Source organism: Longispora sp. NPDC051575 (assembly GCF_040681875.1).
Taxonomy (GTDB): domain Bacteria; phylum Actinomycetota; class Actinomycetes; order Mycobacteriales; family Micromonosporaceae; genus Longispora.
Genome location: NZ_JBFAZP010000001.1, coordinates 88924 through 100320, shown reverse-complemented (window position 1 = coordinate 100320; position 11397 = coordinate 88924). Strand labels below are relative to the sequence as shown.

General features: G+C 71.7%; 7 protein-coding genes. 4 read left to right on the top strand and 3 right to left on the bottom strand.

Going from position 1 to position 11397, the window contains the following annotated elements; genetic code table 11:
• Window positions 1–87 precede the first annotated feature (87 nt).
• Window positions 88–3198, bottom strand: a complete 3111-nt coding sequence (locus tag AB0M43_RS00345; RefSeq protein WP_363719653.1) for a GH92 family glycosyl hydrolase — start codon at window positions 3196–3198, stop codon at window positions 88–90.
• Window positions 3199–3587: 389 nt separating this feature from the next.
• On the opposite strand from AB0M43_RS00345, the gene AB0M43_RS00340 reads away from it, so the two are divergent.
• From AB0M43_RS00340 to AB0M43_RS00330, 3 genes are all read left to right on the top strand, one after another.
• Complete coding sequence (locus tag AB0M43_RS00340) at window positions 3588–4544, top strand: hypothetical protein (RefSeq protein WP_363719651.1); 957 nt, start codon at window positions 3588–3590, stop codon at window positions 4542–4544.
• Between the two features lie 91 nt (window positions 4545–4635).
• Window positions 4636–5598 (top strand): hypothetical protein, encoded by a 963-nt coding sequence (locus AB0M43_RS00335; protein ID WP_363719649.1) that lies wholly within the window; start codon window positions 4636–4638, stop codon window positions 5596–5598.
• Between the two features lie 27 nt (window positions 5599–5625).
• Entirely contained in the window at window positions 5626–6234 is a 609-nt protein-coding gene (locus tag AB0M43_RS00330; RefSeq protein ID WP_363719647.1) for a hypothetical protein, read from the top strand.
• 138 nt (window positions 6235–6372) lie between these two features.
• Here the strand turns inward: AB0M43_RS00330 and AB0M43_RS00325 are convergent, their stop codons facing one another.
• A complete protein-coding gene (locus AB0M43_RS00325) occupies window positions 6373–7401 on the bottom strand; it encodes a hypothetical protein (RefSeq protein WP_363719645.1) in 1029 nt (342 codons plus the stop codon).
• A 190-nt stretch (window positions 7402–7591) separates the two neighbouring features.
• Between AB0M43_RS00325 and AB0M43_RS00320 the strand changes: the two genes are divergently transcribed.
• Complete coding sequence (locus AB0M43_RS00320) at window positions 7592–10645, top strand: BTAD domain-containing putative transcriptional regulator (protein ID WP_363719642.1); 3054 nt, start codon at window positions 7592–7594, stop codon at window positions 10643–10645.
• On the opposite strand, the gene AB0M43_RS00315 is transcribed toward AB0M43_RS00320, so the two are convergent.
• Window positions 10642–11121, bottom strand: a complete 480-nt coding sequence (locus AB0M43_RS00315) for a hypothetical protein (protein ID WP_363719640.1) — start codon at window positions 11119–11121, stop codon at window positions 10642–10644. The genes AB0M43_RS00320 and AB0M43_RS00315 overlap by 4 nt on opposite strands.
• Window positions 11122–11397: the final 276 nt, after the last annotated feature.

Below are 11397 nucleotides of genomic sequence, written 5' to 3'. Positions count from 1 at the left end.
CGGCAGGCCGCGCCTGGCACCGTCTGACTCCGTTGCCCGCAGTACGGTCGGGCGGGCCCGCGTGCGCGAGCCCGCCCGCCGTGGTGATCAGGGGGCGTAGGCCTCCAGTTCGTAGACGCGGGCGGCGCTGTCGCCCGACTGGGTCGGGGTGGTCACGGTGAGCCGGATGTAGCGGCCGGTCGTCGCGGTGACGGGGTGGGTCGTCTCCGAGCTGGTGTTGGCGGTGACGGTGGTGACGGTGTTCCAGGTGATGCCGTCGGCGCTGACCTGGATGGTGAACGCCTTGGTGTTCAGCGAGGTCGCCTCCCCGCCCGCGCCGGCGTGCTTGACCTTGAAGCTGCCGAGAGTGCGGCTGGCGCCGAGGTCGACCTGCAACCACTTCGAGGCCGCCGAAGAGCACCACTTGTCGGTGGTGCTGCCGTTGACGGCCTTCTCCGGCCCCTCACCCGAGTTGCACGACGCCGAACCCGTGGCGGTCCTGCCCAGCGCGAGGTTCGTCGACGCGCCGACGTCCGCCACCGTCCAGGTGAAGGTGGTGCTGCCGGTGCGGTTGGCCGCGTCCTTGGCCGTCACGGTCACCGACGAGCTACCCACCGTGGTGGGTGTTCCGGTCACCAGACCGGTACCGGCCGCGATGGACAGACCGGCGGGCAGGCCGGTCGCCGACCACGTGTACGGCGCGGTGCCACCCGTCGCCGTCAGCTGCACACTCGCGGGGCTCCCGGTGGTACCGCTCTGGTTGCCCGGATTCGTGACCGTCGGGTTCGTACCCTGCGGGGCCCCGTCGAACGACGGCGGCGCGTCGGCCGCCGCAGCGGCCCAGGACGTGTTCGCCGAGGTGCCGAGGGTGTAGTCCAGGGTCGCGGAGGAGGCGATGAACGACTCGGGCAGCCAGGCCCGGTTCGACGCCGCCCCGTCGACCTTGAGGCTCTGGATGTAGAACGTGCCCGCCGACGCGCCGGGGGCGTTGACGGTGAGGTCGACCCCGTTGCCACGGTGGATGACCACCTTGGGGAACAGGGGGCTGCTCAGCAGCATCTCGGCGCGCCCGGGGGTGAGGGGGTGCATGCCGATCGCGGCGAAGACGTACCACGCCGACATGGCGCCGAGGTCGTCCTGGCCGGGAATGCCCGTGGGGTTGGGGCCCCACAGCGTGTTGACCGTCTGACGGATGGTCTGCTGGGTCTTGTAGGGCTGCCCGGAGTGGTTGTAGAACCACGGCGTCCAGATCGACGGCTCGTTGTCCATCGCCGACTTCAGGCCGCCGGCGTCCTTCAGCGCCCAGGATCCGTCGGAGTTGTGGAAGTAGGCGTCCAACCGGTTGTTGGCGGTGGCGTTTCCGCCCATCTTGGCGATGAGACCGCCGACGTTGTGCGGGATCATCCACGTGTACTGGGCCGCGCTGCCCTCGGCGAAACCGCTGTCGCTGGCGGGGTCGAACGAGTCCCACGTGCCGTCCTCGTCGCGGTCCTGGATGTAGCCCCCGTTGCCGGGGTTGTAGATGTTCTTCCAGTACTGCGCCCGCGCCGCGAAGGCGTCACGCGTCTCCGTCTGGCCCAGCCTGCCGGCGAGCGGGGAGAGCGCGAAGTCCGCGATCGAGACCTCCAGGGTCTCGCCGGCTCCGCCCCAGGCCGTACCCCCCTTGAACGTGGTCGGGATGTAGTGGAGCGACATCCACTTGTCGAGCGAGGGCCGCTCGCCCGTCCGGAAGATGTTCCACCCCTCCATGCTCTTGTCCTCCGGGGTGACCGTGGTCGCGGCGCGCACCATCGAGGACAGGGCGCCGGAGGTGTCGAAGTTCTTTCCCCCGAAGGCGTAGATGCTCGGTAGCGCCGCGTGCGCCGGATCCCCGGTCATGACGTGCGTGCCGCCCTGGTTGTGGGTCCACCGGTCCCACACCCCGCCGTTGGACTGGGCGTGGTTGTACAGGGACTGGGCGATGTCGCCGCCGACGTCGGGTCGCAGCATGGTCACCAGCTGCAGCTGGCCACGGTAGACGTCCCAGCCGGAGAAGTTGGCGTACTGCGCGTTCTGCCCGCCGCCCACGGTCTTGACCTGCTGGTCCATGCCCATGTACTGGCCGTTGACGTCGCTGAACACGTTGGGGTGCAGCAGCGAGTGGTACAGGGCCGTGTAGAACGTCGACAGCTGGCCGCTGGTGCCCCCGGTCACCTCCATCCGGCCGAGTTCGGTGTTCCACGCGTCGCGGGCCCGTTGTCTGATCGTGTCGAAGCCCGCGTCGGCCGGGTTCTCCGCCTGCAGGTTGGCCTGCGCGTTGGCCGGGCTGACGTAGGAGACGCCGATCCGGGCGTTGACGACCTTGCCCGAGGCGAAGGTGACGTACCCGCCGGAACCCTTCCCCGCCGGAAAGCCGCCCTCGCCGTAGCCGGTGCCCCCGCTGGCGGAGGTGCCCGTCTGGTTGAGGGTCTTGTCCGTCCAGGTCCCGTGGGCGGTGAACGGCTGGTCGAACGACGCCGTGAAGTACAGCGTGTAGTAGCTGCGCCGGGCGATGTTGGTCTCCGCGCCGTACCCGCCGCAGAAGTTGCCGCTCGTGACGGAGCCGGAGATCGTCTGCGCGGAGACGTTGATGTTCGTCGTCGCGGCGGTGCTGCCCACCTCGGAGTTGGAGGTGCGCACCAGGAGGCTGGCGGCGCCGTTCGCGGGGTACGTGAACCGTGCGGACCCGGTGCGGGCGGAGGCGGTGAGCTCGACGTTGGTCCCGTTGTCGAGTCCGACGCGGTAGTAGCCGGCGGTCGCGGTCTCGTTGGAGTGCGAGAAGGAGCTGGCGTACGTGGAATCGGCGGTGTCGCCCGTGGGGGAGGACGTGACGTTGCCGATGTACGGCATGAACGGGATGTCGCCGGATCCACCGTGGCATCCGGTGCCGGACATGTGGGTCATGCTGAAGCCGCGGATCTTGTTGGCGCTGTAGTGGTATCCGCCGGGGCGGACCGGCCGGGTCTGGTTGCCGGCGGTCTCCTCGGGGCTGAACTGCACCATGCCGAACGGGCTGACGGCGCCGGGGAGGGTCTCGCCGCCGTCGGTGCCGATGAGGGTGTTGACGTAGCTCGCCGGATCGGCCACCGCCTGGGCGGGCGCGGCCTGTACGAGGGGGATCGTCGCGCCGAGGGCGAGCGCCACGGCGGCCGCGACCAGCCGTGGACCGGTACGACGGGATGTGCGGGGTCTGGAGAACATCTGACGACCCTTTCTGGAGTAAGACAACGTTGTCAGGATGAGGGTGGAGCCCTGGGTCTTCTCGCCCGGCGGAGCACGATGAGCGCCGCCGGACCCTCGCTGCCGCGAGGGGCTCATCGTCACGAAGACTCGCATGGAGGAGGCTCAAGAAGGTCTTAAAATCGACGCCGGCAGATTGACAGTTTCTCTACTTTCCCAACGCCCGATATCTCGCGCGCCGCGAACTCCGGGCAAGTGCAGAAACTGTCAATCGTCGGCCGCGCGGCGGTTCTTGCCGCACGCGGGCGCGGAGCCGTAGATTTCCGACACCCCTGACGAGGCGCCGCTCCTGCCGCCGGTCAGCGCGGAAGGGAACGGCTGTGGACCACCGGGCGCGCATAATCGACCACGTGAGCGGCACCCCGGACAGCGCGCCGGAATCGCCCGGAGGTCCGGGAGGCGCCCGGACCTTCGCCTCGGCCCTGGACCGGGCGCTGAAGGCCCGTGGTCTGGGCATGGACCGCATCCAGGCCCGCCTCGCCAGGCGGGGACTGGCCGTGAGCGTGGCCACGCTGAGCCTGTGGCGCAGGGGACTACGCCAGCCCGAACGCGTGTTGTCCCTGCGGGCTGTCGCCGCCCTGGAAGAGGAGCTGGGCCTGCCCCCGGCGGCGTTGTCGTCCCTGCTGGGGCCGGCCCTTCCCCGTGGGCGTTACGTGGACCGGCCACCGTCCGGCGGCTTCGGCGAGCTCTACCGACGGTCGGCGTCGTTGCGTCAGGCGCTGGAGGACCTGCAGTTGCCGCCCCTCTCGCACCACCTCAATCCGAGCCTGGCGTTCCTCAGTCGCCATCTGCTCTACGAACTCGACGAACGCGGCGCGGGACACCGGTTGCGCGAGGAGGTCGTCGCCCGCGCGATCACCGATGTGCACCGCTACTTCCTCATCAACCACATCGACGAGGGTTCCGGCCCCGTCGCCGCGATCCGGACGGGACCGGGGTGCCGGCTGGGGCGCGTCCGTCGGTACTCCGAACTCGGATCGGTGATCGCGGAGCTGGAGTTCGACCGTGTCCTGCGGGCCGGCGAGGACATCTCCTTCCACCACGAGGTGTCCTTCGCGCCCGGTGAGCACCGCGATCACCGCGTGGCCAAGTTCTTCCCCAAGCCGGTCGGCCTGTTCGTCTGCCAGGTCCGGTTCAGCCCGGCCAGCCGGCCGCGACAGGTCTTCGCCTACACCCAGGATTCCATCGATTCCGAACCACTGATCCTCGACGAGGTCCGCCTCCACCACGACACCGCGACCATGGCCCTGCAGGACGTCCGTGGCGGTCTCGGCGGCCTGCGCTGGCAGTGGCCCGAGCCTGGATGACACCGCAGGACGAGTCCGGCGCCGCGCCGCCGCCCACGACCCGGCGGCCGATCGACGCACGGACCACCACCGGATCACCGACACTGAAGACGTGAGCACCACGGACGACGAACAGCCGCCGCCACACACCGACGTCGCCGGCCCGGAGCGGGACAGGCCGACCGGTGCCGGGCTGTTCGCGGGCACCCTGGATCGCGCCATCGAGGTGCGCGGATGCAGCCTGAACCAGTTGCGCGACCAACTGGCGTCCGCCGGCGTCGAGGTCAGCGTGTCGACCCTGAGCATGTGGCGGCGCGGTACCCGACGTCCGGAACGCCGCCGCTCCCTCCAGGCGCTGGCGACGCTCGACGGGCTCCTCGGGCTGCCCCCGGGCTCGCTGACGGCACTGCTGGGCACGACCCCGCACCGTGGTCGCTTCATCGGCCAGCCACCGGACATGGGCTTCAGCCGCCTGCATGACTCGCGCGACCTGCTCGGCGAGTTCGACGTCGACGCCCGTCCGGACGACCTTAACCCCCACATGGTCCGGCTGCGCATCCGCGACACCTACGAGTTCAACGCCAACGGCGCCGAGTCACGACTACTCGTGCGGCACGTCACCCGGGCAGCGGCCCCGACGGACCGGTGGCTCATGGCCCACCAGGCCGATGACCCCACCCGCCCGGACGCGACACTGCGCGCGGGACCCGGCTGCCGGCTGGGCAGGATCCGCACCGACCGCGGGGCCGGTACCCGGATCGCCGAACTTCTGTTCGACCGGGTCGCGCGACCGGGCGAGGTCGTCCTCTTCGACACCGAGTTGACCTTCGGGCCGGGGGGCAACCCGGAACAACGCGTCGCCCGCATCCTCGGCACCACCACGGGCCTGTACGTGGGCCAGGTGACATTTCACCCGCACGCCGTCCCGGAACGTTGCCACCAGTACTACCAGCCGTCGGCCGACGCGCCGGTCCAGGTGCTGCGGGAGATCACCATCGACGCGACGCGCACCGCGACCATGGCCGTCCAGGGAGCGGCACCCGGCCTGCACGGCATGTTCTGGGAATGGGGATAGCGCGGCTACCGTGTGAGGATCCGCATCGTGGAACGGAGTGGCATGGACAACCCGCACCGCCGTCGGCGCCAGATCATCGGCCTCGTGCCGGCCGCCCCGGGCTGGACAGCGCTGTACGCCGACGTCGACAACAAGGGTGGCGTGGTCGCCGAGGTGGTCGCGGCCTGGGCGCTGATCGAAGGCCCGGACGGCGAAACCTGGATCGAGGGCGTCGATCCCAGCGGTGCGGGCTGGGACGGCGGCACCTGTGGTGACATCACCAACTTCACCGAGTACGTCGCACCCGGCTACGCCCCGCTCAGCCTCGACACCATCACGGTCACCAACCCGGTCCGCGCCGGTGACCTGCTGTCGGCCGCCGCCAGCGCGACCGTCGGCGCCACCGGCAGGGTGGCGTTCGAGGACCTCTACACGGCCCTGGTCACGGCGAACGGCCCGGCCGACCGCGAGAGCGTTCAGGATCTGGTCCGCGACGCGTTGCGGCTCCTCGCCGAGCACATCGACTCCCGGCGGCACTGCACCGACCTGCCCAATCCCACCACCCTGCCGATCGTCACCGAGTGGCTGGACCGCACGCTCCCGGCGGACGTGTTCGACGTCCTGGTCCAGGTCGCCGCGCACCACCGGAGCGCCTAGCTGGTCCGTTCCTCTCCGCCGGCCACGGCGCGGACGCCGTGCGGCGACCCACCGGCCGCCCCCGCGCAGGTCTGGCAGGGGTCCCCATCGGACACGCGACAGTGCCGGACCGCCCCCCGGACGGCCCGGCACCTCTCGCTACCCCCGCCCGACCGTCAACCGGTACTCGACGCCGCCGATGTCCGTCGGCGCCGCACCGGCCTTGCCCGGCCCGAACTGGGTCACCGTGATCGGGATGATCTCCGAGGCCGCCTGCGTGGCGGTGAAGGTCAGCGCGACCTGCGGCCGCTCGCCGGGATTGACCGTCACGCCGGAGATCCTCGCCTTACCCGGGTCGAGTACCTGGATCCGGGTTCCGCCGATCGCCCGGATCGCCGTACCCTTCGCGCCGTTCTGCTGCCACCGCTGGAACAGCGCCGGGCCGAGGTCGACGATGATCGTCCCGCCCACGGTCTCCAGGCGCCGTCCGGGCTGACCGAAGGCCAGGTCGTTGAGCGTCGCGGTGGCGGTGACATTGCCGAGGTGGAACGGCGACTGCGTGCCGACGTTGCCGACGCTCACGTTGATCGGGTCCACGTTGTGCCAGGAGATGTTGTTGTTGGCGATCGTGTTGGCGATGGCGTTGGGGCCCTCCGACGTCATCGGGTCGGTCGGCGACACCCACCGGGTCAGCAGGCAGAAGTGGGCGCCCGGCAGGGGACCGTCGTCGGGGACGTTGACCCAGGGGACCGTGACCGTGGTGACCCCCGGGTACGCCGTGACGGCCACCGAGCCGAACTGGGTGAACTGCGACGACCAGGTGGCCGCGCCGCCCAGCAGCGTGGAGTAGACGTTCAGGGTGCCGCTGCTCGGGCCGCTGCCGTAGGGGCCGGCGTTGTTCAACGTGACGAAGATGTATGCGGTGCTGCCGACGATCAGGGGCTGGTCGGCAGCGCAGCCCAACGCCGTCTGGCAGACCCGGATGTCGGGGCTGGCCCAGACCGGCACCGTGGACGGGTTGGACTCGGTGCCGTTGTCGCCAACCTGGTCGCGGGTGTAGGCGTCGGTGCGGTTGCTGAGGGCGGCGCGGCTACCGCCGTTGTCGGCCAGCGCCGCGCCGCCGAGCGAGACGGCCAGTACGGCGGTCAGCGCTACGCCGAGAGCCAGCCGCAGACGTGATGTTCCCATGGGTTCTCCCTGCCGGTGGTGGTGCGTCGACGACCGCCGATCGCATGCTGATGTCTATCGACGACCGGCTGTCGGACGGCTGTGAAACGGTTGTCGTGTTTACCGGCCCAACGCCCTATGCTCGGTTTGCATCGATAGATAGCCATAACTGCACTACGTCGACCGGTGACCGGATCCGAAGGAGGCCCAGGTGGCATCGACCACCCCCGCCCCGCCGGACCCGCCCGTCAGGATCCGGCTGCTCGGCCCGATCGAGGTGACCGGGCCGGCCGGGCACGCCGTGTTCGCGGGCAACCGCCAACCGGCGCTGCTGGGACTGCTGGCGCTCGGCATACCCGACGCGGTGTCCCGGACGTGGCTCGTCGACGGCCTGTGGGGTGAGAATCCGCCCCGGACCGCGGTGAAGACCCTGCACAGCCACATCGCCCGCATCCGCCAGGCCCTCGACGAATGCGGACTCGTGGACGTGCTGCACACCAGCGACCCCGGCTACCAGCTGCGTGTCGACCCGGCCGAGGTCGACGTGCACCGCTTCCAGCGCGAGGTCCACCGGGCCCGGGGGGAACTGGAGGCGGGCGCCGACGCGGCGGCGGTGGCCCGGCTGCACCGGGCACTGGAGCTGTGGCGCGGGGACGCGTTCGCCGATGCCGAGCCCTTCGGGTGGGCCGCGGGGGAGCTGGTCCGGCTGGGGGAGGTGCGGCTCGCCGCGCTCGGCGACCTGTGGGAGGGCGAACTGCGCCTCGGCCGGCACCGCACCGCCGTCGGCGAACTACAGCGGCTCCTGATCCGGTACCCGTTCCACGAGCGGCTCGTCGGACTGGCCCTGCTCGCCCTGTACCGGTGCGGCCGGACCACCGACGCGCTCACCCTCTTCCACCAGCTCCGGGTGCACCTCGCCGACGAACTGGGCGCCGAGCCGGGCCCCGACCTGGCCCTGCTGCACGTCCAGATCCTCCGCCGGGACCCGGCCCTCGACCTGCACGTGCCCGTCCCGGCACCCGACGAGCCGGCCCCGCCCCCGCGCCCGAAGCCGGCCGAGCTGCCCGGACGGGTCGGCCACTTCACCGGGCGCCGCGCCGAGCTGCGACGCCTGGACACGATGGCCGGCGACCCGCGCGCCCGGGTGGTGGTGATCTCCGGGGCCGCGGGCATGGGCAAGACGGCGCTGGCCGTCCAGTGGGCCCACCGGGCCGCGGGCGGCTATCCCGACGGGCAGGTGTTCCTCGACCTGCGCGGCCACGATCCGACGGCGGCGGTGCCGGCCGCCGAGGTGCTGGCGCACGTCCTGGCCAGCCTCGACCAGCCGGACCGGGGCGGGGCCGACCAGCGTGACAGGGTCGGGCTGTACCGCACCCTGACCCGGGACCGACGGCTGCTGGTCGTCGCCGACAACGCCGGGGACATCGCGCAGATCCTTCCCCTGGTACCGGCGAACCCGGCCACGCTGCTGGTGGTGACCTCCCGCCACCGCCTGTCCGCGCTGGACACCCACCACGCGGTGCACGCGGTCCACCTCGACGCGCTGCACCCGGGCGAGGCGCTGGAGCTCCTGGACGCGGTACTCGGCTCGCAACGGCTGGAACGGGAGCGCGCGAGTGCCGTGCGGCTGGTGGACCTGTGCGACCGCATGCCGCTGGCCCTCCAGATCGCGGCGGCCAAGCTGACCTCCCGGCCGCTGAAGGGCATCGCCGACCTGACCGACGAGCTGGCGACCGACGAGCGGCTCGACGAGCTGTCGGTCGAGGGCGACTCCCGCAACCTGCGGACGGTCTTCGCGTCCACGTACCAGGTGCTGGCGCCCGTCACGGCCGCCGTCTTCCGCGCCATGGGCCTGCACCCGGGCCCCACGTTCGGGCCGCACCTGGCAGCGGCGGCGTCCGGCGTCCCGGTCGGCGCGGCCCGCCGCGCGTTGGAGGAGTTGGCGGCGGTGCACCTGGTCACCGAGGTCGCCCACGGGCGCTACCGGTTCCACGACCTCATCCGGTTGTACGCCCGGGAGTGCGCGCACCGGGGAGACTCCGGGCGGGCGCGGGCGGAGATCGTGGCCAGGATCCTCGACTGGTACCTGGCGGTGACCGACGCGGCCAACACGATCGTGGACCGCGGCCGGGACCGGGTGCGCGTCGTGGTCCGCCATCGGCCGGCGACGTTGCCGTTCGGGGAGGAGGCCGGCCAGGCGCTGTCCTTCCTGGATGGTGAACGCGACAACCTGCTGCCGGTCTTGACGTTCGCCGTGGCCTCCGGCCGCCCCGACCTGGCGTGGCAGGTGACGTACCTCGTCACCGGCTTCTTCGACTCCCGGGGCCACTGGACCCGGCGGATCCAGCTCTGCCAGTGCGGGCTGGCCGCCGCCCGCGCCGCCGGTGACCCCGTCGCCGAGGGGCTGATGGGCAGCGGCCTGGGCGTGGCGTACCTGACGACCCGCCGTTTCGACGAGGCGCTGACCACCCTCGACGAGGCCCTCGTGGTCCTGCGCGACCAGGGCGACAAGCGGGGCGAAGCCCACGTGCGCAACAACATCGCGGCCGCCTACGCGGGCGCCCGGCGCTTCACCGAGGCCGTCGACGTCTACGGCCAGGCACTCGACCTGCATGTGGCCGAGGGCAACGCGCTGGGCGTCGCCCTGACCCTGAACAACCTGGGCGACGCCTACGTCCGGATGGGCCGCGCGGACCTGGGCATCGACCATCTGCGCCGGGCGCTGACCGCCAGCCGCGAGATCGGCAGCCAGCGGCTGGAGGCGGCGGCGCTCAGCGGCCTGGGCCAGGCGCACCGCGACCGGGAGGAGTGGGGCCTGGCCACGTCCCGGTTCCAGGACGCGCTGGAGCTGCGCCGGCGGGCCGGCGACCGCCGCAACGAGGCCGACACGTTGAACAATCTGGGGCTGACCGAGTCCGCCCAGCGCCGGTTCGACACGGCCGCCGACCACTTCCGCCACGCCCTGACCCTGAGCCGCCAGTTGGCCGACCCCCACCAGGAGGCGATCGCGCTGGCCCACCTCGGCCGCATCGCACTCGCCGCCGACAACCTGACGGAGGCCTCCGAGCACCTCGCCCGCGCCCTGGCGGCCCGCGACCTGGCACCCGTCCCGTACGAGGCCGCCGCGATCCACCGCGACCTGGGCCGGCTCGCGGCGCGCGCCGGGCGCTCCCCGCAGGCCCGGCGCCACCACGAACTGTCCGTCGACCTGTTCCGCCAGGCCGGGGCGCTGGCCGACGCGTCGGCGCCCTCCGACGCCGGCTAGCGTTGCGCGGGGCGGAGGGTGACGATCCCCATCGGCTTCTCCACCCCGGCACCCGACACGGCGAACAGTTCCACCCCGAACTTCCGGTCGTGGGTGAATCCGGGGTGCAGCAGTTGGATCGCGATCTCGGCGGAGGAGCGCCCCGCCGGGATCACCACCGTCCCGGAGCGCACGTCCACGTAGTCGACCTGCGGCCGGGCCGTCATCGCCACGGTGCGGTAGTGCGCCGTGACGGTCTGGGTCAGCGGCAAGGTCCGCACGACCGGGACGACGCACTTCGGCGGTCCCTCCCAGCAGATCACGTCCAAGGTGGTGACGCAGCCCGGGCAGCCCCCGTAGATCTGCTGCCCGCCGAGGGGCTGATGCGCGGCCACCGCGCGGGTGGGCGAGGGCGACGGACCGCCGGGCGTCAGGGCCAGGGCGAAGAGGGCCACTATCGCAACGGTCAGGATCGGCACGCGGAGCACTCTGTTCACGGGACGCCTTCCCTGGCCGCCACTTCCCGCCGGGGCCTGTCCGACAGCGGGACGAGGGTCGACGGCCACCGCCAGGCTACGACCGCCCGGTTGTGATTCGGTTGTGACCGCGCGGGTGGCACTTCGGGGTCCAGGACGGACGCCTCGACGTGGTGTGGCTGACGACTGTCTGCCGAATTCGACCGAACGGCCCGGACATCCCTGCTTTGATGAACGCGGGGGCGTGAGGTGGCGGGCAGTCACGTGTTTGACACGTCCGGATGGCCCGGACACCCA

Coding starts and splice junctions, on each gene's coding strand:
- AB0M43_RS00345 (WP_363719653.1), bottom strand. CDS start 3,198: ATGTTCTCCAGACCCCGCACATCCCGTCGTACCGGTCCACGGCTGGTC.
- AB0M43_RS00325 (WP_363719645.1), bottom strand. CDS start 7,401: ATGGGAACATCACGTCTGCGGCTGGCTCTCGGCGTAGCGCTGACCGCC.